23 protein-coding genes are annotated in these 21,251 nt (G+C 72.5%); 16 read left to right on the forward strand and 7 right to left on the reverse strand.

Features of this window, described 5'->3' with window-relative positions; genetic code table 11:
• Window positions 1–2,087 (forward strand): DNA internalization-related competence protein ComEC/Rec2 (locus NH339_RS11525; protein WP_253025439.1); only part of this gene is annotated, 2,087 nt, incomplete at its 5' end.
• Here NH339_RS11525 and NH339_RS11530 read toward each other — a convergent pair.
• Window positions 2,072–2,884: a DUF1206 domain-containing protein gene (locus NH339_RS11530; protein ID WP_253025440.1), complete on the reverse strand. Its 813-nt coding sequence runs from the start codon at window positions 2,882–2,884 to the stop codon at window positions 2,072–2,074. The two genes, NH339_RS11525 and NH339_RS11530, sit on opposite strands and share 16 nt — an antisense overlap.
• A gap of 62 nt (window positions 2,885–2,946) precedes the next feature.
• On the opposite strand from NH339_RS11530, the gene holA reads away from it, so the two are divergent.
• Window positions 2,947–3,918 (forward strand): DNA polymerase III subunit delta, encoded by a 972-nt coding sequence (gene holA, locus NH339_RS11535; RefSeq protein WP_253025441.1) that lies wholly within the window; start codon window positions 2,947–2,949, stop codon window positions 3,916–3,918.
• 103 nt (window positions 3,919–4,021) lie between these two features.
• Here holA and rpsT read toward each other — a convergent pair whose 3' ends face one another.
• On the reverse strand, window positions 4,022–4,282 hold the full coding sequence (gene rpsT / locus NH339_RS11540) for a 30S ribosomal protein S20 (RefSeq protein WP_253025442.1): 261 nt from the start codon (window positions 4,280–4,282) through the stop codon (window positions 4,022–4,024).
• 244 nt (window positions 4,283–4,526) lie between these two features.
• Between rpsT and NH339_RS11545 the strand changes: the two genes are divergently transcribed.
• The 5 genes from NH339_RS11545 (at window position 4,527) to NH339_RS11565 (ending at window position 11,059) form a co-directional block, all read left to right on the forward strand.
• Window positions 4,527–4,862 carry a hypothetical protein gene (locus NH339_RS11545; protein WP_067858791.1) on the forward strand — a complete coding sequence of 112 codons (336 nt, stop codon included), beginning with the start codon at window positions 4,527–4,529 and terminating at the stop codon, window positions 4,860–4,862.
• 67 nt (window positions 4,863–4,929) lie between these two features.
• Window positions 4,930–6,798 carry a translation elongation factor 4 gene (lepA, locus tag NH339_RS11550; protein ID WP_253025443.1) on the forward strand — a complete coding sequence of 623 codons (1,869 nt, stop codon included), beginning with the start codon at window positions 4,930–4,932 and terminating at the stop codon, window positions 6,796–6,798.
• A gap of 214 nt (window positions 6,799–7,012) precedes the next feature.
• Window positions 7,013–8,848 carry a long-chain fatty acid--CoA ligase gene (locus tag NH339_RS11555; protein WP_253025444.1) on the forward strand — a complete coding sequence of 612 codons (1,836 nt, stop codon included), beginning with the start codon at window positions 7,013–7,015 and terminating at the stop codon, window positions 8,846–8,848.
• Between the two features lie 3 nt (window positions 8,849–8,851).
• Entirely contained in the window at window positions 8,852–10,012 is a 1,161-nt protein-coding gene (gene hemW / locus NH339_RS11560) for a radical SAM family heme chaperone HemW (RefSeq protein ID WP_253025445.1), read from the forward strand.
• A 147-nt stretch (window positions 10,013–10,159) separates the two neighbouring features.
• Window positions 10,160–11,059: a CHAP domain-containing protein gene (locus tag NH339_RS11565; protein ID WP_253025446.1), complete on the forward strand. Its 900-nt coding sequence runs from the start codon at window positions 10,160–10,162 to the stop codon at window positions 11,057–11,059.
• Between the two features lie 81 nt (window positions 11,060–11,140).
• Here the strand turns inward: NH339_RS11565 and NH339_RS11570 are convergent, their stop codons facing one another.
• On the reverse strand, window positions 11,141–11,989 hold the full coding sequence (locus tag NH339_RS11570; RefSeq protein WP_253025448.1) for a DUF3097 domain-containing protein: 849 nt from the start codon (window positions 11,987–11,989) through the stop codon (window positions 11,141–11,143).
• Window positions 11,982–12,413, reverse strand: a complete 432-nt coding sequence (locus NH339_RS11575) for a hypothetical protein (RefSeq protein ID WP_253025450.1) — start codon at window positions 12,411–12,413, stop codon at window positions 11,982–11,984. Before NH339_RS11575 ends, NH339_RS11570 begins: the two co-directional genes overlap by 8 nt.
• A gap of 153 nt (window positions 12,414–12,566) precedes the next feature.
• Here NH339_RS11575 and hrcA point away from each other — a divergent pair, with 153 nt between their 5' ends.
• The 8 genes from hrcA (at window position 12,567) to era (ending at window position 19,317) form a co-directional block, all read left to right on the forward strand.
• Window positions 12,567–13,604: a heat-inducible transcriptional repressor HrcA gene (gene hrcA / locus NH339_RS11580; RefSeq protein ID WP_067858767.1), complete on the forward strand. Its 1,038-nt coding sequence runs from the start codon at window positions 12,567–12,569 to the stop codon at window positions 13,602–13,604.
• Window positions 13,605–13,620: 16 nt separating this feature from the next.
• Complete coding sequence (gene dnaJ, locus NH339_RS11585; RefSeq protein ID WP_253025452.1) at window positions 13,621–14,781, forward strand: molecular chaperone DnaJ; 1,161 nt, start codon at window positions 13,621–13,623, stop codon at window positions 14,779–14,781.
• Window positions 14,782–14,825: 44 nt separating this feature from the next.
• Window positions 14,826–15,170, forward strand: a complete 345-nt coding sequence (locus tag NH339_RS11590; RefSeq protein ID WP_253025454.1) for a histidine triad nucleotide-binding protein — start codon at window positions 14,826–14,828, stop codon at window positions 15,168–15,170.
• Window positions 15,171–15,234: 64 nt separating this feature from the next.
• Complete coding sequence (locus tag NH339_RS11595; protein ID WP_067858760.1) at window positions 15,235–16,257, forward strand: PhoH family protein; 1,023 nt, start codon at window positions 15,235–15,237, stop codon at window positions 16,255–16,257.
• Window positions 16,235–16,762 carry an rRNA maturation RNase YbeY gene (gene ybeY / locus NH339_RS11600; RefSeq protein WP_067858757.1) on the forward strand — a complete coding sequence of 176 codons (528 nt, stop codon included), beginning with the start codon at window positions 16,235–16,237 and terminating at the stop codon, window positions 16,760–16,762. Before NH339_RS11595 ends, ybeY begins: the two co-directional genes overlap by 23 nt.
• Entirely contained in the window at window positions 16,759–18,054 is a 1,296-nt protein-coding gene (locus NH339_RS11605) for a hemolysin family protein (RefSeq protein WP_253025456.1), read from the forward strand. Before ybeY ends, NH339_RS11605 begins: the two co-directional genes overlap by 4 nt.
• Window positions 18,047–18,406 (forward strand): cytidine deaminase, encoded by a 360-nt coding sequence (locus tag NH339_RS11610; protein WP_067858751.1) that lies wholly within the window; start codon window positions 18,047–18,049, stop codon window positions 18,404–18,406. The genes NH339_RS11605 and NH339_RS11610 overlap by 8 nt, the downstream gene beginning before the upstream one ends.
• Window positions 18,403–19,317, forward strand: coding sequence for a GTPase Era (era, locus tag NH339_RS11615; protein WP_253025458.1), 915 nt, complete (start codon window positions 18,403–18,405; stop codon window positions 19,315–19,317). The genes NH339_RS11610 and era overlap by 4 nt, the downstream gene beginning before the upstream one ends.
• Here era and NH339_RS11620 read toward each other — a convergent pair.
• Window positions 19,314–19,583, reverse strand: coding sequence for an acylphosphatase (locus NH339_RS11620; RefSeq protein ID WP_253025459.1), 270 nt, complete (start codon window positions 19,581–19,583; stop codon window positions 19,314–19,316). The two genes, era and NH339_RS11620, sit on opposite strands and share 4 nt — an antisense overlap.
• A 33-nt stretch (window positions 19,584–19,616) precedes the next feature.
• Between NH339_RS11620 and NH339_RS11625 the strand changes: the two genes are divergently transcribed.
• Complete coding sequence (locus NH339_RS11625) at window positions 19,617–20,630, forward strand: PHP domain-containing protein (protein ID WP_253025460.1); 1,014 nt, start codon at window positions 19,617–19,619, stop codon at window positions 20,628–20,630.
• Window positions 20,631–20,658: 28 nt separating this feature from the next.
• Here the strand turns inward: NH339_RS11625 and NH339_RS11630 are convergent, their stop codons facing one another.
• Window positions 20,659–21,024, reverse strand: a complete 366-nt coding sequence (locus NH339_RS11630; protein ID WP_253025461.1) for a hypothetical protein — start codon at window positions 21,022–21,024, stop codon at window positions 20,659–20,661.
• Between the two features lie 23 nt (window positions 21,025–21,047).
• A partial coding sequence (locus tag NH339_RS11635; protein WP_253025463.1) for a hypothetical protein occupies window positions 21,048–21,251 on the reverse strand: 204 nt, incomplete at its 5' end.

Genomic DNA, 21,251 nt, shown 5'->3' on the forward strand with positions numbered 1-21,251 from the left:
CGGTCGCGGTGGCCGCCGTCGCGACGTCGGTGACCTGGCGACTCGGCGACGTCCGCGCGACCCCGACGTCGGCGCTCGCGGAGCAGCGGGCGCGGGTGACGCTCGAGGTGCAGGTGAGTCGCGACGCCCGCACCTTCGAGGGTGTCGGAGGTCCGGGCACGGTCGTGGGCCTCGTGGTGCTGCGGCTGCGCGACCAGCGCGGTCGGGTGCACGGCGTCCGCGACCCCGTGACGGCCTTCCTGGTCGGCGAGCACCGCGACCTGGTCGTCGGTCGTCGGCTCACGGTCAGTGGTCGGCTGTCGCCGCCGGACGACGACCGGGACACCGCGACGCTGCGGGTCGAGCGACGCTCCGCCGTGCAGGGCAGCTCCTGGTGGTGGTCGGGCTCCGAGCGCGTCCGAGCCGGTGTGCGCCACGCCGTCGACCACGTGCCCGGCGCACCCGCCGCCCTCGTTCCTGCCCTCGTGGTCGGTGACGACGCCGACCTCTCGCCGCGCGTCGAGGAGGAGTTCCGACGCACCGGCCTGACGCACCTGCTGGCCGTCTCGGGGACGAACCTGACCATCGTGCTCGCCCTGGTGCTGGCGGTGGCGCGAGCGGGCCGGGCCCCGCCCCGCGTGCTCCTGGCGGTGGGTCTGCTCGGCGTCGTCGGGTTCGTGCTGCTGGCGCGGCCCGAGCCGAGCGTGCTCCGTGCCGCCGGCATGGGGGTCGTCGGTCTCGCAGCACTCGGGCTGGGGTCGCGCAGCGGTGTCCGCACGCTCTGCGTCGCGGTCGTGGCGCTGCTGTTCTGCGATCCATGGCTCTCGCGCGCGGCCGGGTTCGTGCTGTCCGTCAGCGCGACCGCCGGCATCCTGCTGCTCGCGCCGCCCTTCGTGCGGGCACTGGAGCGGTGGACACCGCGGTGGGTGGCCGTCGCGGTCGCCGTGCCGCTCGCCGCGCAGGCAGCGTGCACGCCGGTGATCGCGGCGCTCTCGGCCGAGATGTCCGTCGTCGCCGTCGTCGCCAACCTCCTCGCGGCGCCGGCGGTCGCGCCCGCGACGGTGCTGGGGCTGGTGGCCGGGCTCCTCGACCTCCTCGTCCCGTCGGTCGCGTCGGTCCTCGGCACCGCGGCCGCGGTCTGCGCCGGATGGATCGTGCTCGTCGCGCACCACGCCGCGGCCCTCCCCGGGGCGAGCCTGGTCTGGCCCTACCCGTGGTGGTGGCTGCTGGGCGTCGTGCCGGTGGTGCTGTGGCTCGGCCGCCGCGCCGCGTCGCGCCCGGCCGTCGCGACCGGGTTGGTGCTGGGGCTGGCCCTGGCGATGCTGCGACCGCCCAGCCCCGGGTGGCCACCGCGCGGGTGGGTGATGGTGCAGTGCGACGTCGGCCAGGGCGACGCCACCGTGCTGCGCTCCGGACCGGACGAGGCGGTGGTCGTCGACGCCGGTCTCGAGCCCGTCGACGTCGACCGCTGCCTGCGCGGCCTCGGCGTGCGGCGCGTCCCGGCTCTCGTGCTGACGCACGGCGACAGCGACCACGTGGGCGGGAGGTCGGGGGTGGCGGCCGGTCGTGCGGTCGGCGCGGTGCTCGTCGGACGCCCCGGGCCCACGGTGCCGGGGGTCCCTACTCGCACGGTGTCGCGGGGCGACCGTCTCGTGGTGGGCGACGTGACGGCCGACGTGCTCTGGCCGCGGGCCCGGCCCGGCACGACGAGGGACCGGAAGGTCGAGGTCGACCGCAACGCCGACAGCGTGGTCCTGCGGGTGGTCGTGCGGGGCGTGACCCTCCTGCTGACCGGCGACGTGGGGGAGGAGGCGCAGGAGCACGTGCTCCGCGCCGGCAGCGTCGTGCGGGCCGACGTGCTGAAGGTCGCGCACCACGGCAGCGCCGACACGTCGTGGCGGTTCACGCGTGCGGTCGCGCCACGCCTGGCCACCGTGTCCGTCGGGGCCGACAACGACTACGGGCACCCCAGCGGCACCGCCCTGCGGATGCTGCGCCAGGTCGGCGCGGTGGTGCACCGCACCGACCGCGAGGGCGACGTCGCGGTCGTCGTGCGTGACGGTCGCCTGTCGGTCGTGTCGCGGGGGAGCGGTCAGCGGTCGAGGTAGCGCGCCCGCGCGAGGCACCAGACGCCGTACAGGCCGATCCCCACCGCGATGAGCGCCAGCAACCACGGTCCGAAGGGCTGCTGCAGGACCGTGCGCAGGGCCTCGTCGAGGCCGCCCGAGCGGTCGGCGTCGTGGGTCAGCGCGGCGAAGCAGAACAGGGTCCCGACCAGCCCGATGGCGACCCCCTTCGCCACGTGCCCGACCGCGCCGAGACGCAGGAGCCAGTCGCCCGAGGTGCCGCTCAGACCCTCCGGCGCGAGGTGCTCGCGGTGCCGGTCGCTGAGTCCGCGCCATGCCGTCCACGCGCCGTAGCCCACGACGGCGAGCCCGGCCACGCCCACGACCACCGCGCCGGCGGGCAGCGCCAGGGCCCGCGCCGTCCAGGTCTCGCTGCCCGACCCGCCGGAGTCGCTGCTGCGGGTGACGACCTGCACCCCGCTCCAGCCCACCACGCCGTAGACCACCGCCTTGACCAGGTCGGCCCCGCGAGCCGCCCACAGCGTCGCGCCGTCGTCGTCGCGGTGCCCGACGGCCGCCTCGAGCACGCGCCACAGGACGAGCACCGCCATCCCCGCGACCACGAGCCAGAGCACGGTCCGGCCGAACGGCTGCTGCGCCAGCTCGGCCAGCGCGCCGCGCGTGTCGGCCGAGCCGCTGCGGTGCCCGAACGCGAGCTGCAGCGCGAGGAACGCCAGCACGAGGTGCACGAGGCCGTAGGCCACGAAGCCGAAGCGGACCAGGTGGTCCACCCACGCGTCGTCGGCGTGGGCGACGACGTCGTCGGCGTCGAGCGGCATGGCGAGAGCGTACGCCCGCGTCGTCCGACGGGCGCGTCGGAGCGGACGACTACGCTGGGCGCGTGGCGTCGCCGTTCGGGAAGATCCTGCTCATCACCGGGAGCTCGGAGTACCTGTCCGACCGCACCCGGGCGCGCGCCGTGGCCGGCATCAAGGCCGCCGACGCCGAGTGCGAGGTCGCCACCGCCACGTCGGGCGGCCTCGGGGCGGGCGAGATCGCGGGACTCACCAGTCCGTCGCTGTTCAGCTCCGCCAGCGCCCTCGTCCTGACCGAGCTGCAGGACCTGCCCGACGTCGCCCAGGGCGAGCTGCTCGCCTACGCGAAGGACCCCAGCCCCGACGTCGCCGTCGTGCTGGTGCACGGGGGAGGGCAGAAGGGCAAGGGTCTGCTCGACAAGCTGCGCGCCCAGGCGGCCGTCCACGAGGTCAAGAACGAGGCGCCGAAGTACGAGCGCGACCACGCGCGATGGGTGGCCGGTGAGCTGCGCGACCTCGGCACCCGCATCGACGAGGAGGCCGCGACGCTGCTGGTCGCCGCCGTCGGCCAGGACCTGCGCGCCCTCGCCGGTGCCGCCGACCAGCTCGCCGCGACCCTCGACTCCGGCAGCGAGGTGACGGTCGAGGTCGTGCGCCGCTACTTCGGCGGCCGGGCCGACGTGCGCGGCTACGAGATCGCCGACGCCGCCATCGAGGGCCGCATCAACGTCGCGCTCGAGCAGGCGCGCTGGGCCGAGACCGCCAAGGTCGCGCCGGTGCTGATCACGAGCGCCCTTGCCGCGGGCCTGCGACAGCTCGCCCGCCTCGCCGACGCGCCACCGCGGCTGGGCGAGGGCGAGCTGGCCCGCCACGTCGGCGCGCCGCCGTTCAAGATGCGCGTGCTGCGGCGTCAGCTGCAGGGCTGGGAGCCCTCGGGCCTGGCCCGCGCGCTCGACGCGGTCGCGCAGGCCGACATCGACGTCAAGGGCGGTGCGGCCGATCCCGCCTACGCCGTCGAGCGCATGGTGCTGCAGGTGGCGGCTGCGCGTCGGCGTTGACGTCGCGAACGTGGGCGCCGGTCTTGCGGCGCTCGACCGTGCCCGAGCACGACGAAGGCCCCCGGCACTGCCGGGGGCCTTCGTCGATGCTGTGGGGCTGCGGTCAGAGCGACGCGGCCTTCTTGGCGATGGCCGACTTGCGGTTGGCCGCCTGGTTCTTGTGGATGACGCCCTTGCTGGCAGCCTTGTCGAGCTTCTTGCCCGCCTCGGCGGCGTACACCTTGGCCTGGTCGGTCTCGCCGGCCTCGACCGCAGCGTGGAAGCGACGGACGGCCGTCTTCAGCGCGGAACGCACCGACTTGTTGCGCTCGCGAGCGGCCTCGTTCTGACGGTTCCGCTTGATCTGCGACTTGATGTTCGCCACGTGGCTGACCTGTTCTCTCGTGCGTGAAGGAAATGTGCTGCAAGTGTGAGGGCGTGCGTGCGGGCACGCGACCACCCACAGTACCAGCGAGCACCGTGCGCCCCCAAATCAGCCCCGAACGCCCCCTCCCCCCACCCGCCCCGCCCTGCCCTCGCCCGCGTTCTGTGGACCTGATGACGAAAGGCGGCGCGAAAACCGTCGCCAGGTCCACAGAACGCGGGGAGGGGGTCCTACGATCCGAGGCATGCAGACGCTCTACGACGTCCTGGTCTGGCTCCACGTCCTCAGCTGGGTGGTGGCCCTCGTCGGCTACGTGACGACGATCCGCCGGCCCCAGCTCAACCTCGCGATGGTGGTCGGCGTGACCGCCGCCTTCGTGCTCGGTGTCGTGCTGACCGGCGTCGCGCCCGCGGCCGACGTCGACCTGAACTACGCCAAGATCGGGCTCAAGCTGGCCATCGCCTTCGTCGCGGTGGGCCTCGCCCACGGCACCCGACGTCGCCCGACGCCGAACCCGTTCGCACACGTCGTGGCGGGCCTGGTCGTGGTCAACGTCGCCATCGCCTACCTCTGGACGTGAGCCCGGGCGGGCACGCCCCGGTGGGCGTGCTCACGGGCCTCGCCCCGGATGGGAGGATGGGGGCACCATGACGAGCACCACGACGCCGGGCGCGGCGCCCCAGCCGGGTTCGACCGACCCGTCCCTCCTGCGCAACTTCTGCATCATCGCGCACATCGACCACGGCAAGTCGACGCTGGCCGACCGCATGCTGCAGCTCACCGGCGTCGTCGACGAGCGTGCTGCGCGGGCCCAGTACCTCGACCGCATGGACATCGAGCGCGAGCGTGGCATCACGATCAAGAGCCAGGCCGTCCGCATGCCGTTCACCAAGAGCGCGGGCGACGACGCCGGGACGCACTACGTGCTCAACATGATCGACACCCCCGGCCACGTCGACTTCACCTACGAGGTGAGCCGCTCGCTGGAGGCCTGCGAGGGCGCCATCCTGCTCGTCGACGCCGCCCAGGGGATCGAGGCGCAGACGCTGGCGAACCTGTACCTGGCCATGGACGCCGACCTGCACATCATCCCCGTGCTGAACAAGATCGACCTGCCCGGCGCGCAGCCGGAGAAGTACGCCGAGGAGATCGCCGGCATCATCGGCGGCGACCCCGACGACGTGCTGCGCGTGTCGGCCAAGACCGGCCAGGGTGTCGAGGCGCTGCTCAACCTCATCGTCGACGAGGTGCCGCCGCCGGAGGGGGACGCCGACGGTCCGCCGCGGGCGCTGATCTTCGACTCCGTCTACGACACGTACCGCGGCGTCATCACCTACGTCCGCGTCGTCGACGGTCGGCTCAGCCACCGCGACAAGATCAAGATGATGTCGACGAACGCCGTGCACGAGATGCTCGAGGTCGGCGTCATCAGCCCCGAGCCGGTCAAGGCCGACCACCTCGGCGTCGGCGAGGTCGGCTACCTCATCACGGGGGTGAAGGAGGTGCGCCAGTCGCGCGTCGGTGACACCGTCACGTCGAACGCGCGCCCGGCCGACGAGCCGCTCGGTGGCTACGCTCACCCCAACCCGATGGTCTTCTCGGGCCTCTACCCGATCGACGGCGACGACTTCTCGACCCTGCGCGAGGCCCTCGAGAAGCTGCAGCTCAACGACGCCGCGCTGGTGTACGAGCCGGAGTCGTCGGGCGCGCTGGGCTTCGGCTTCCGCATCGGCTTCCTCGGCCTGCTGCACCTGGAGATCGTGCGCGAGCGGCTCGAGCGCGAGTTCGACCTCGACCTCATCTCCACGGCGCCGAACGTCGTCTACAAGGTGGTCATGGAGGACGGTCGCGAGATCGTCGTCACCAACCCGAGCGAGTACCCGTCGGACGGCAAGATCGCGTCGGTGCACGAGCCGATCGTCTCCGCGACGATCCTCGCGCCGTCGGACTACATCGGCGTCATCATGGAGCTCTGCCAGGCCCGTCGCGGCCAGCTGAACGGCATGGACTACCTGTCCGAGGACCGCGTCGAGATCCGCTACACGCTGCCCATGGGCGAGATCATGTTCGACTTCTTCGACGCGCTGAAGAGCCGCACGAAGGGCTACGCGTCGCTGAACTACGAGCTCGCCGGCGAGCAGCAGGCCGACCTCGTGAAGGTCGACATCATGCTGCAGGGCGAGGTGGTCGACGCGTTCAGCGCCATCGTCCACCGCGACTCCGCCTACTCGTACGGCGTGATGCTCGCGGGCAAGCTCAAGGAGCTCATCCCGCGCCAGCAGTTCGAGGTGCCCATCCAGGCTGCCATCGGCGCGCGCATCATCGCCCGCGAGAACATCCGCGCGATGCGCAAGGACGTGCTCGCCAAGTGCTACGGCGGCGACATCAGCCGCAAGCGCAAGCTGCTGGAGAAGCAGAAGGAGGGCAAGAAGCGGATGAAGAACATCGGCCGCGTCGAGGTCCCCCAGGAGGCGTTCATCGCCGCCCTCTCCACCGGAGACGCGTCCCCCAAGTGACCGACGCGGCGTCGTGACGACCTCGCGACGTTTTGTCGGCAGCTTTCCGTCGCCAAGTCCCCAAAGCGCGGGGGAGAGGTCCGGATCCGAACCGTGCGCTGACCTGGATCGATGCCCTGTGCAACCGTCCAGGAGGGGGTCCGGGGGTGACCGGCGGGTAGGTTAGGGTGAGCGGCACCACATTCCCCTGGAACGTCGTGTGAGGACGGACACCATGCCGCTGACCGTTACCCCCGAACAGCTCAAGATCGTCGAGGACCGCGCGCCGAACGTCGCCGCGATGTTCTACGACCGCGTCGCCGCGACGCCGAACCGCGAGGGCTACCGCTACCCGGACGAGAACGAGGTGTGGCACTCGCTCACCTGGGCCCAGACCGGTGAGCAGGTCGACCGGATCGCGGCCGGCCTGATCGCGCTGGGCGTCGAGCCCGAGCAGCGCGTCGCCATCGTCTCCGGCACCCGCTACGAGTGGATCTTCGCCGACCTGGCCGTCAATGCCGCCGGCGCGGCCACGACCACGGTCTACCCGACCACGACCGTCGACGACGAGAAGTACATCCTCTCCGACTCCACGAGTCGCGTCGTCTTCGCCGAGGACGACGAGCAGGTCAAGAAGCTGCTCGAGATCCGCTCCGAGCTGCCCGACGTGGTCAAGGTCGTCACGTTCGCCAGCACCCTCACCGACGGCGACTGGGTCATCTCCCTCGCCGACCTCGAGCAGCTCGGCACCGAGCACCTGGTGTCGAACCCGACCGCCGTCACGGACCGCGTCGCCGCCATCAAGCCCGACGACCTCGCGACCCTCATCTACACCTCCGGCACCACCGGCCGCCCCAAGGGCGTGCGCCTCAGCCACGACGGGTGGACCTACGAGGGCGCGGCCGTCGCGGCGGGCGGCTTCCTCACGCCCGACGACCTCGAGTTCCGCTGGCTGCCGATGGCGCACTCCTTCGGCAAGGTGCTCCTCACGACGCAGCTGCAGATCGGCTTCGCCGCCGCCATCGACGGGCGCGTGCCGAAGATCGTCGAGAACCTCGCGATCGTGAAGCCGACGTTCATGGGCGCCGCGCCGCGCATCTTCGAGAAGGCGTACGGCCGCATCATCGGCATGACCGAGGAGGAGGGCGGCGCCAAGCTCAAGATCTTCCGCTGGGCCGAGCAGGTCGGGCTGGAGTACTCGCGCGCCGTCCGCGCCGGCAAGCCGGTCTCGCCCGCGCTGAAGGCCAAGCACGCGGTGGCCGACAAGCTCGTCTTCTCCAAGGTGCGGGCCCGCTTCGGCGGCCGGGTGCGGTTCTTCATCTCCGGTGCGGCGGCGCTGTCGTCCGACATCGCCGAGTGGTTCCACGCCGCGGGCGTGCTGATCCTCGAGGGCTACGGCCTCACCGAGACGTCGGCCGGGTCCTTCGTCAACCACCCCGACGCGTTCAAGATCGGGTCGGTCGGTCTCCCGATGCCCGGCACGGACGTCAAGATCGCCGACGACCGCGAGATCCTCATCAAGGGTCCGGGCGTCATGCAGGGCTACCACAACCTCGAGTCCGAGAGCGCCGCGACGGTCACCGACGACGGCTGGCTGCACACCGGCGACGAGGGTCGGGTCGACGAGGACGGCTTCCTCTTCATCACCGGCCGCAAGAAGGAGCTCTTCAAGACGTCCGGCGGCAAGTACGTCGCGCCGCCGCACATCGAGGGCATGTTCAAGGGCATCAGCTCGATGACGTCGCAGATCATCGTGCACGGCAACGAGCGCAACTTCTGCTCCGCGCTCATCACGCTCGACCCCGACGCGGTGGCCGAGTGGGCCGAGAACCACGGCATGCAGGGCAGGTCGTACGCCGAGGTCGTGAAGTCGCCCGAGATCCACGCGATCGTCTCCGAGCAGGTCGAGGAGCTCAACCAGCGCCTGAACCGCTGGGAGACCATCAAGAAGTGGGAGATCCTCGACCACGACCTCTCGGTCGAGTCCGGCGAGCTGACGCCGAGCATGAAGGTCAAGCGCGCGGTCGTGGAGGCCAACCACAAGGACCTGCTGGACTCCTTCTACGCTTGAGCGGTGCAGTCGTACGCCGAGGGGCCGGTCACCGAGGGTGACCGGCCCCTCGGCGTGTACGTGCACGTGCCGTTCTGCTCCGTGCGGTGCGGCTACTGCGACTTCAACACCTACACGGCCGACGAGCTCGGCGAGGGTGCCACCCGGGCCACCTACGCGTCGTCGGCGATCGCCGAGGTGCGTCGCGCAGCCGAGACGCTCGGGCGCCGACCGGTCGAGACCGTCTTCTTCGGCGGCGGGACGCCGACGCAGCTGCCCGCCGACGACCTCGTCCGGGTGCTCCGCGCGCTCGACGAGCACCTCGGACTGGCCCGCGACGCCGAGGTGACGACGGAGGCCAACCCCGACAGCGTCACGCCCGCGTCGCTCGCCCGGCTCCGCGAGGGCGGGTTCACACGGATCTCCTTCGGCATGCAGTCGGCGGTCCCGCACGTGCTGGCCACGCTCGACCGCACCCACGACCCGGCGCGGGTGCCGCAGGCGGTCCGCTGGGCGCGGGAGGCCGGCTTCGAGCAGGTGAGCGTCGACCTGATCTACGGCACCCCCGGGGAGTCCGTCGACGACTGGCGCGCCACGCTGGACGCCACGGTCGCGCTCGAGCCCGACCACGTGTCCGCGTACGCCCTCATCGTCGAGGACGGGACCGCCTTCGCGCGCAAGGTCCGCCGCGGCGAGGTGGTGATGCCCGACGACGACGAGACGGCCGACAAGTACCTGCTCGCCGACGCGGTCCTGTCCGACGCCGGGCTCGGGTGGTACGAGCTGTCGAACTGGGCCCGTGACGCCGACGCCCGCTGCCGGCACAACCTGCTCTACTGGCACGGGGCGGACTGGTGGGGCGTGGGCCCCGGTGCGCACTCGCACCTGGCGGGCCGACGCTGGTGGAACGTCAAGCACCCGGCCGCCTACGCGCAGCGTCTGGAGCGCGGCGAGTCGGTCGAGGCGGGGAGCGAGGTCGTCGACGCAGCCGGTCGCCGACTGGAGCAGGTGATGCTCGAGCTGCGCCTGCGCGAGGGGCTGCCCCTCGCCGCCCTCGACGCCGCCGGACGTGCCGAAGTGCCCGACCTGGTCGACCGCGGCCTCGTGCTCGGCGACGAGCGGCTGGTGCTCACCCTGGAGGGCCGGCTGCTCGCCGACGCCGTCGTCCGACAGCTCACCCCGTAGCGGAGGTTACTCTCACTTTTTGGGACTTTAGTCATTCGCGATGCAGGACCTTCGTCGAGGACTTACGGTTCACGTGGGAGAAACAGCAAACTCGGGGGAGTTGGCGAGGGAGCAATGCGCATCGCGCATTGGCCAACGGTGATCAGCATGCTCATCGGGTTGGCCATTTTTGGTATACCGACATCGGCGGACGCCGCACGGACGGTGCTCTGCACGAGCTACACGCAGTGCAAGGCGAAGGGCTACACGGACGGCGGCTACGGCTCCGTCCGGTCGACGTCCTTCTGGAACCAGACGCCGGGCCGCAACTGCACGAACTACGTCGCCTACCGGCTGACGAAGAACCGTCTGGTGGCACGCCCGCCGGGCACCGACGCGGCCCGCACGTGGGGTCGCGCGGCTCGCGCGGCCGGCGTCCCGGTGCGGAGCTACGCCCCGCGTCGCGGCGACGTCGCCTGGTGGGACGCCTACAAGGGCTACTCCGGGGAGAAGGGCCACGTCGCGATCGTCGAGCGGGTCCGCGCCGACGGATCGATCGTGGTCTCGGAGGACAACATGAACGGCACGTTCATGTGGCGCGTCGTGCGGCGGGGCTCGGCCTGGCCGTCGGGCTTCGTCCGCTACCCGACGTCGGACGGGTCCCCGGCGGGGCTGCTCGAGTCGATGAGGTCAGAGGACGGCAAGGTCACCGTCAGTGGCATGGCCAGCGAGCCCGACCGGTGGGGCAAGGACGTCGACTACACCGTGGCGCTCGGCGCACCGCTCGAGGCGGCGAACGGCGTGCGACCCGTCGAGACGTTCTCGTTCAGCACGGCCTACTACCGGTTCACCTGGAAGCGGACCGTGCAGACGAGAGGTCCGGTCCGGGCCTACCTGTACGCGCACAACACCGAGCGCACGCGCGGCAAGGACACGCTGCTGGGCGTCGCGACCCTCGACCTCGTCGAGGACGGGAGCGTGCTCGGGCGCGTGCTGCCGCGGACGGAGTGGCTCACGCCGCCCACCCCGGCACCGACGCCGACGGTGCAGTCGGTGCTGCAGGACTGAGGGAGCCGCGACGGCCCGGGACCGCCTGGTCCCGGGCCGTCGCGCTGTCCGGGCGCAGCCGTGGCCGCGGGGAGCAGGCCGCTAGGGAGCGGTGACGAAGTCGATGAGCTCCTCGACGCGACCGAGGAACTCCGGCTCCAGGTCGGTCCAGGAGTCGACCCGCGAGAGGATGTGCTGCCAGGCGCGGGCCACGTCGGCCTGCTCGGCGTGCGGCCAGCCGAAGGCCGCGCACACACCGCGCTTCCACTCCAGGTGGCGGGGGACGACCGGCCACGCCGCGACGCCGAGCCGCGCGGGCTTCACGGCCTGCCAGACGTCGACGTAGGGGTGGCCGACGACGAGCACGTGCGGACGGCCGGAGAGCCTGGCCGCGATGCGCGACTCCTTCGAGCCGGGCACGAGGTGGTCCACGAGGATCCCGAGCCGGCGGTCCGGGCCCGGGTCGAAGTCGTCGACCACGCCCACGAGGTCGTCGACGCCGTGCAGCATCTCCACGGCGACGCCCTCGACGCGCAGGTCGTCGCCCCAGACCTTCTCGACCAGCTCGGCGTCGTGCTTGCCCTCCACGAGGATCCGGCTCGGCAGCGCCACCCTGGCCCGCTGCCCGGCCACCGCGCGCGATCCCGACGCCGTGCGCGCGGGCTGCTGCGGCGCGGCACCGGACGGGGCGACCAGCACCACCGGCCTGCCCTCGAGCAGGAACCCTGGTCCGAGGGGGAAGACCTTGACCTTGAGGCGCCGGTCCTCGAGGGCGACGGTGCCGAGGTCGCGCTCGACGCGCACGACCTCGCCGCACCAGCCCGTCGTGACCTCCTCGACGACCATGCCGAGCTCGGCGGGCACCTCGGTCGAGCGGCCGCGCGGAGGCGCCTTCCAGTCGCCGGCGAGCACGTCGTCGCCGTAGCGACCCCACCCTCGGGTCTCAGCCATGGAGCACGCCCAGCAACGTCTGGTGGAACGCCTCGAGGTCGTCGCGGCCGATCTCGCCGCTGCTCGTGAGGATCCGCGTGGACGAGCGGGTCAGCCCGACGGCGAGGTCGACGGCCTGCGCCCAGCTGGGCCGCGCGGTGGCCGGGACGACGTCGAGGGGCGGGACGAGGTCGCCGAGGGCCACGGTGTCGCCGTCGGGGACGACGAGCACCAGCTCGCCGCCGACGGGGCCGTGCCCCAGGTGCACGACCTCGACGAAGAGGTCGCCGAGGTCGGCGGCCCAGACGGAGCTCAGCGTGCCGCCGCGGGACTCGTGCAGGAGGAACGTGCCGTCGGAGAGCGTCACCCGGCGCGGCCGGTAGGTCAGGGTGCGCGAGCGACCCGTGACCGAGACGACCTCACCCTCGCTCCCGATTGCTCCCACGGCGCTAGACTGGCACTTGCGCCTGGTGAGTGCCAAAGCGCCACGCCGCGCCGACGGACCCCGTCTGCGCCGTGCGCGCCCGAGGCCGTCCGGCGTCGTCGCACCCGAGCCACGCACCGTCCAGCCGAGACCGTCCCAGAGGAGGAGAGCGCCGTGCCGGAGGACCGTCGTCTCCCGTCCGAGGACCGTCGCCTGGAGGTCCTGCGCGCCATCGTCGAGGACTACGTCGAGACCCAGGAGCCGGTCGGCTCCCGCGCCCTCGTCGAACGTCACCAGCTCGGCGTCTCGCCGGCGACGATCCGCAACGACATGGCCGTGCTCGAGGAGGAGGGGCTCATCGCCCAGCCCCACACGAGCGCCGGTCGCGTGCCCACCGACAAGGGGTACCGGCTGTTCGTCGACCGGCTCTCGCAGGTCAAGGCGCTCACGTCGCCCGAGCGTCGCGCGATCGAGACGTTCCTGGGCGGCGCCGTCGACGTCGACGACGTGGTGCAGCGCAGCGTCAAGGTGCTCGCCCAGCTCACCAACCAGGTCGCGATCGTGCAGTACCCGTCGCTGACCCGCTCCACGGTGCGTCACGTCGAGGTGGTGGCGCTCGAGGGCGCGCGGGTGCTCGTGGTCGTGATCACGAGCAGCGGTCGCGTCGAGCAGCGCATCGTCGAGCTCGAGGCGACACCGGGCGACGGGCTGCTGTCCGACGTCCGCTCGCGGATCATGACGGCGGCGGTGGGCCAGCGCCTGCCCGAGGCGTCGCTGCGCCTCGCCGACGTGATCGGCACGTTCGCGCCCGCCGACCGCCCGCTCGTGACCTCCGTGGTCACCACGCTCACCCACGTGTTCTCCGACGAGCGCAGCGACGAGCGCGTCGCCGTCGGTGGCACCGCGAACCTCGCGCGCTTCGGCCGCGACTTCGACACCTCCATCCGCCCCGTGCTGGAGGCGCTGGAGGAGCAGGTCGTGCTGCTGAAGCTGCTCGGCGAGGCCACCACCGACCCCACCGTGCGCATCGGTCTGGAGACCGGCACCGAGGGACTGCCCGGCACGGCGGTCGTCTCGTCGGCGTACGGCACCTCCGAGCAGGCGCTGGCGATGCTCGGCACGCTCGGCCCCACCCGCATGGACTACCCCGGAACCATGGCCGCCGTCGGCGCGGTCGCCCGCTACGTCGGGCGACAGCTCGCGGACGGCTGAACAGGACGAAGGACGTATGGCACAGGACTACTACGCGCTGCTCGGCGTCTCCCGGTCGGCGACGCCCGAGGAGATGAAGAAGGCGTACCGCAAGCTGGCGCGTCAGCTGCACCCGGACGTGAACGACGCCCCCGACGCCGCCGACCGCTTCAAGGAGGTCACCACCGCGTACGAGGTGCTGTCGGACCCCCAGAAGCGCGCCGTGTACGACCGCGGCGGCAACCCGCTCGGCGGCGGGGGCGGAGCGGGCGGCTTCGGCGGAGGTGCCGGGTTCAGCTTCGACGACATCATGGACGCCTTCTTCGGCGGTGGCGGCAGCAGCAGCCGTGGTCCGCGCTCGCGCGTGCAGCGTGGGCAGGACGCGCTGCTGCGCCTGCAGGTCGACCTCGCCGAGGCCGCGTTCGGCGTCACGCGCGAGATCAAGGTCGACACCGCCGTGGTCTGCGAGCGGTGCTCGGGCAGCGGCGCCGAGGACGACTCCGCGACGGTCACCTGCGGCACGTGCCACGGCCACGGCGAGGTGCAGCAGGTCCAGCGCACCCCGCTCGGCAGCGTCCGCACGGCCCGCCCGTGCCCGACGTGCCACGGGTTCGGCACCGTCATCCAGGACCCCTGCCACGAGTGCCACGGCGACGGCCGGGTGCGCTCCCGCCGCTCGATCACGGTCTCGATCCCGGCCGGTGTCGACCAGGGCACGCGCATCCAGCTCGCCGGCGAGGGCGAGGTCGGCCCGGGCGGGGGCCCGGCAGGCGACCTCTACATCGAGGTCGAGGTGGCTCGCCACCCCGTCTTCACCCGCAAGGGCGACCAGCTGCGCTGCCAGGTGACGCTGCCCATGACGGCCGCCGCCCTCGGCACGCACGTCGACCTGCCGACCCTCGAGGCCGACCTGGCCGACGAGGACGGACCGGAGGTCGTCGGGCTGGAGGTGCCCGCCGGCATCCAGTCGGGCGAGACGCTCACGCTGCGCGGCCAGGGCGTCCCGCGCCTGCGGGGACCGGGTCGCGGCGACCTCGTCGTCGAGATCGTCGTGCAGACCCCGGACGACCTCGACGACGCGCAGCGCGACCTGCTGAAGCAGCTCGCCGCCCTGCGCGACGAGGAGCGTCCCGAGGCACAGCTCGGCAGCACCCACCGCGGCAGCGTGTTCGGCCGCATCAAGGACGCCTTCCGCTGAGTGGCGGTCTCGTCGCAGGCCGCCGGGTGCGGTAGGAAGGGACCATGAGCCCCAGCGCCGACTGCCTGTTCTGCAAGATCGTCGAGGGCGAGGTGCCCGCCGACGTCGTCGCGCAGGACGAGCACGCCGTGGCGTTCCGCGACATCAGCCCGCAGGCGCCCACGCACGTGCTCGTCATCCCGCGCGTGCACCAGCCCGACGTCGGCAGCCTCGCCGAGGCCGAGCCGGAGGCGGTCGTCGGGCTGCTGCGCCTGGCCCGGCGCGTCGCCGACGAGGCGGGCGGCTCCTACCGGCTCGTCTTCAACACCGGTGCCGACGCGCACCAGACGGTCTTCCACTGCCACGGGCACGTGCTCGCCGGGCGCTCGCTCGGCTGGCCCCCGGGCTGAGCGCACGGCGCCGCGGTCCGGCGCTGTCGACGTGTCGGCGCATCCCCGTACCATGGAGGCACACATGACTCCTGATTCTCCCGGGGACCAGCGTCCCCACACGTTCACCGTCCCGACCAGCATCGACACCGTCTCCCTCTACGGGCCGGGCGACGAGTACCTCCGCATCGTCGAGGACGCGTTCGACGCGGCGGTCCACGCGCGGGGCAACCAGCTGACCGTCACCGGCGCTCCGGCCGAGGTCGCGCTCGTCGAGCGGCTGCTCGACGAGCTCGTCGCCATCGTGCGCACGGGCCAGGGACTCACCGCCGAGACCGTCGAGCGCTCCATCGGCATGCTGCGCACCGAGACGCAGGAGCGCCCGGCCGAGGTGCTCAGCCTCAACATCCTCAGCAACCGGGGCCGCACCATCCGGCCGAAGACGCTGAACCAGAAGAAGTACGTCGACGCGATCGACCAGAACACGATCGTCTTCGGCATCGGCCCGGCCGGCACGGGCAAGACCTACCTCGCGATGGCCAAGGCCGTCCAGGCGCTGCAGGCCAAGGAGATCACCCGCATCATCCTCACCCGACCGGCCGTCGAGGCGGGGGAGCGGCTGGGCTACCTGCCCGGCACCCTGAGCGAGAAGATCGACCCGTACCTGCGGCCGCTGTACGACGCGCTGCACGACATGCTCGATCCCGAGACGATCCCCAAGCTGCTCACGAGCGGCACGATCGAGATCGCCCCGCTCGCCTACATGCGCGGCCGCACGCTCCAGGACGCGTTCATCATCCTCGACGAGGCGCAGAACACCACGCCCGAGCAGATGAAGATGTTCCTGACCCGGCTCGGCTTCGGCTCGCAGATCGTGGTCACCGGCGACGTCAGCCAGGTCGACCTCCCGTCGGGCCAGAAGAGCGGCCTGCGGGTCGTGCGCGACATCCTCGCGGACGTCAAGGACATCCACTTCGCGACGCTGACGTCGAGCGACGTCGTGCGGCACAAGCTCGTCGGGCGCATCGTCGCCGCGTACGACGCGTTCGAGAACGAGTCGGCCCCGGCCGCGGGACAGGTGGAGCATGAACGTCGACGTCCTCGATGAGTCCGGCCAGGGCGTCGACGTCGTCGCCCTCACCCGGCTGTGCCGCTTCGTCATGCGGCGCATGCGGCTGCACCCGGCCACCGAGCTGACGGTCCGCCTCGTCGACACCGACACCATCGCGGTGCTCAACGAGCAGTGGATGGACAAGAAGGGCCCCACCGACGTGCTGTCCTTCCCCATGGACGAGCTGTCCCCCGGGCGGCGCGACCGCGAGCCGGAGGACGAGCCCGAGGGCTACCTCGGCGACATCGCCCTCTGCCCGCAGGTGGCGGCGCAGCAGGCGCCGGCCGCCGGTCACGACGTGTCCGACGAGATCGACCTGCTCACCACGCACGGCATCCTGCACCTGCTCGGCTTCGACCACGCCACGCCCGAGGAGCACGCCGAGATGTTCGGCATCCAGGGTCGGCTGCTGCTGGAGTGGCAGCAGGTCGCGGCGGGCGGCGACGTCGAGGACGGCGTCGTCGAACCCCGACCGGGCGCCGACGGAGGCAGCCTGCGATGACGGTCGCGATCGTCGCGTCGGTCGTCCTGGCGGTCGCGGCGGGCACGTTGGCGAGCGTCGACGCCGCGCTGTCGTCGTTCTCGCGTGCCCGGGCCGCGGAGCTGCGCGAGGAGGGTCGCGGCGGGGCCGTGCCTCTCGGCCGGATCCTCGAGGACCCCGCGCCTGCCCTCAACACGGTGCTGCTGCTGCGGGTGGTGTGCGAGACGGCGGCGGTCGTGCTCGTGGCGCTCGTGGTCGACGACCGGGTCGACGGGCTGTGGTGGCAGATCGTCGTCGCCGTGGCGATCATGGTCGTCGTCTCCTACGTCCTCATCGGCGTGGGGCCGCGCACGCTCGGTCGCCAGCACTCCGAGGCCGTGGCGCTCGCGTCGGCCGGTCCGGTGCGGCTGCTCACCGCCCTGCTCGGACCGGTGCCCCGGCTGCTCATCGTGCTCGGCAACGCGCTCACCCCGGGTCGGGGCTTCCGCGAGGGGCCGTTCGCGTCGGAGGTCGAGGTGCGCGAGCTGGTCGACCTCGCCGCGGCCAGCAGCGTCATCGAGTCCGACGAGTCGCGCATGATCCAGTCGGTCTTCGAGCTCGGCGACACGATCGTCCGCGAGGTCATGGTGCCGCGCCCGGACCTCGTGTTCATCGAGCAGTCCAAGACCCTGCGCCAGGCGATGTCGCTGTGCCTGCGCAGCGGCTACTCACGCGTGCCGGTCATCGGCGAGAACCTCGACGACGTGCTGGGCATGGCGTACCTGAAGGACGTCACGAAGCGGGTCTTCGACAACCACGTCGCGGAGTCGACCGAGCGCATCGACTCCATCATGCGTCCGTGCCTGTTCGTGCCCGACACGAAGCCGGCCGACGACCTCCTCAAGGAGATGCAGGCGCAGCGCACGCACGTCGCGATCGTCGTCGACGAGTTCGGCGGCACGTCGGGCATGGTCACGATCGAGGACATCCTCGAGGAGATCGTCGGCGAGATCACCGACGAGTACGACACCGAGCCCGACGAGCTCGAGAGCCTCTCCGACGGGTCGTACCGGGTGAGCGCCCGGTACGACGTCGACGACCTCGGCGAGCTGTTCGACGTCGACCTCGACGACGAGGACGTCGACTCCGTCGGCGGCCTGCTCGCCAAGCACCTCGGCAAGGTCCCCATCCCCGGCAGCACGGTGGAGGTGGAGGGCCTGCGGCTCGTCGCCGAGGCCCCGAGCGGCCGCCGCAACCGCATCGGACGCGTGCACGTCTCGCGCTTCGACGTCCCGTCCGACCCCGACCCCGTCCCCGGAGGATCCCGTGGCTGACCCCACCCCCGCCCACGCTCTCGACCCGGCTCCCGGACCGGAGGACGCGAAGCTCGCCACCCTGGCCCGCGCCACCCGCGCGCGCACCCAGGCGCCGGCGGGTGCTGCCGTGCGCGACCTCGACGGTCGCACCTACGCGGCGGCCGACGTCGCGCTGACGTCGCTGCACGTCGGTGCGCTCGACCTCGCCGTCGCCATGGCCGTCTCCTCCGGCGCGCGCGGTCTCGAGGCGGCGCTCGTCGTCGCCGACGCGCTGCCCGACGTCGGCGCGGTGCGCGACCTCGCCGGGACGGGCGTCCCGGTGTTCCGCGCGGACACGGCCGGCACGGTCGTCGAGGGGACCACGACGTGACGTTCCGCTCCGGCTTCGCCTGCTTCGTCGGCCGCCCCAACGCGGGCAAGTCGACGCTCACCAACGCCCTCGTCGGCGAGAAGGTGGCCATCACCTCCTCCAAGCCGCAGACCACGCGGCACGCGATCCGCGGCCTGGTGCACCGCGACGATGCGCAGCTCGTCCTCGTCGACACGCCGGGTCTGCACCGACCCCGCAACACCCTCGGCCAGCGTCTGAACGACATCGTCCGCACCACGTGGGCCGAGGTCGACACCATCGCCATGTGCTTCCCCGCGGACCAGAAGGTCGGGCCCGGCGACCGGTTCCTCGTCGAGGAGCTCGCGAAGATCCGCCGCACGCCCGTGCTCGCCGTGGTCACCAAGACCGACCTCGTCGCCCCCGAGCGGGTGGGGGAGCAGCTGCTCGCGGTCCAGTCGGCCGGTGAGGCGGCCGGTCTCGTGTGGCGCGACATCGTGCCGGTCTCCGCGGTCGCCGGCGACCAGGTCGACCTGCTCGCCGACCTGCTCGTCGCCACGCTGCCCGAGGGTCCGCCGATGTACCCGGAGGGCCAGCTCACCGACGAGCCGGAGGAGACCCTCGTCGCGGAGATCGTCCGCGAGGCCGCTCTGGAGGGCGTGCACGACGAGCTGCCGCACTCGATCGCGGTCGTGGTCGAGGAGATGGTGCCGCGCGAGGACCGCCCGGCCGACCGTCCGCTGCTCGACGTCCGCGTCAACGTCTACGTCGAGCGCGACAGCCAGAAGGGCATCGTCATCGGCCGCAAGGGTGCGCGCCTCAAGGAGATCGGCACCGTCTCGCGCACCCAGGTCGAGCGGCTGCTCGGCACTCCCGTGCACCTCGACCTGCACGTCAAGGTGGCGAAGGACTGGCAGCGCGACCCCAAGCAGCTGCGCAAGCTCGGGTTCTAGCCGCGGGTCGTGAAGCCGGTCTCTCCGACCGGCTCCTCGTCCTCGACCACGACGTCGGCGACCTCCGCGCGCGCGGGTCCCTGTCGGCACCACGCGAGCACGCGCTCGACGGCGGCACGCTCGCCCTCGAGCACCGCCTCGACCGTGCCGTCGACGCGGTTGCGCACCCAGCCGGCCACGCCCGCTGCGTGCGCCTCCTGCTCCAGGGAGGCGCGGTAGAAGACACCCTGGACACGACCGGACACGACGACGTGGCGACGGATCATGCGCCCACCGTAGGCCCGGGGCACGATGGACGCATGGACCCGGTGACCGCGCTCGAGGAGGTCGCGTTCTGGCTGGAGCGCTCTCGCGCCTCGAGCTATCGCGTCGAGGCGTTCCGACGGGCCGCCGGCGTGCTGCGCGAGCGCGACGACGTCGAGCAGCTCGCCCGGGAGGGGCGGCTGCGGTCGCTCGACGGGATCGGCGAGCGCACGGCCGGGGTGGTGCGCGAGGTGGTCGAGGGTCGGGTGCCCGACTACCTCGCCACCCTGCGGGAGGAGGGCGAGGGTCCGCTCGTCGCAGGCGGTGAACGGGTCCGTGCCGCCGTCCGCGGCGACCTGCACACCCACACGGACTGGTCCGACGGCGGCTCGCCGCTCGAGGTCATGGCCCGGACGGCGGCGCACCTCGGGCACGAGTACGTCGCGATCACCGACCACTCGCCACGCCTGACGGTGGCCAACGGCCTGACCGCGGACCGGCTGGAGGCCCAGCTGGAGCTGGTCGCCGACGTCGACGCGCAGGTGGAGGGCACCTGGGTGCTGTCGGGCATCGAGGTCGACATCCTGAAGGACGGCTCGCTGGACCAGGACCCGGCGCTGCTCGACCGGCTCGACGTCGTGGTGGCGAGCGTGCACTCCGACCTGCGCGCCGACAGCATCGCGATGACGCGACGCATGCTCGCCGCCGTCAGGAACCCGGCGACCGACGTGCTCGGCCACTGCACGGGTCGGCTGGTCGAGGGTGGACGAGGTACTCGTCCGCCGAGCCGGTTCGACGCGCGGCGGGTGTTCGAGGCGTGCGCGGAGCACGACGTGGCGGTCGAGATCAACGCCCGTCCTGAGCGGGCCGACCCGCCGGACGACCTCGTGCGCCTCGCGCTCGAGGCAGGCTGCCTGTTCAGCATCGACTCCGACGCGCACGCCCCCGGCCAGCTCGACTTCCTCGACCACGGGTGCGCCCGTGCCGAGGCGCTCGGCGTGCCGCTGGAGCGGATCGTCACCACCTGGCCGGTCGACGAGCTGCTCGCGTGGACGTCGCGGCGCAGGTGAGTCCGCCGCGGGACGGATCACCGACGCGCTAGCGACCGGCGGTCCGGGCCGCCGCGCAGACGTCCGACGTGGCCTCGAGCACCGCCCGGTACTCGGCGCGCGCCTGCTCCCGCCCGTCCCCGGGTGGTGCCTGGGCGAGGGCCGCCGCCGCACGCGCCAGCGGCCGCAGCTCAGCGGCGTCCGACGTCGACAGGGCGTCGGCCTGCGCGTCGAGGCTGCTGGAGAACGACCGGAGCTCGGCGGCGTCGACCTGGGCCACGTCGAGGCGCGCCTGCGCCGCGACGAGCCGACAGCCCGCGGCCAGGGGGTCCGCCGGGTCGCTCGCGGGGTCGGGGGAGGAGCAGCCCCCGATCAGCGTGACCGCGAGGACGACCCACGTGGGCGACCTCTGCATTGCCGGTCAGCCGTCCTGGCGCGTCAGAGGCGCGCGGCGAGCGCGGCGGCGTCCCGAGGGGCGACGGTGTCGGCCACGCGGCCGGTCACCTCGTCGTAGACGTCGATCAGCTCGCCGAGCTCGCGCACCATGCGCCGGGCACGGGCCTCGCCGTCGCCGCAGTCGGCGCGGCACTCGCCGGCGGCCACGCGGTGCGCGGAGGCGAGGGTCGCCAGCGACCACGCCTC

It is taken from the genome of Aeromicrobium sp. CnD17-E (genome assembly GCF_024124745.1).
Classification (GTDB): Bacteria; Actinomycetota; Actinomycetes; order Propionibacteriales; family Nocardioidaceae; genus Aeromicrobium.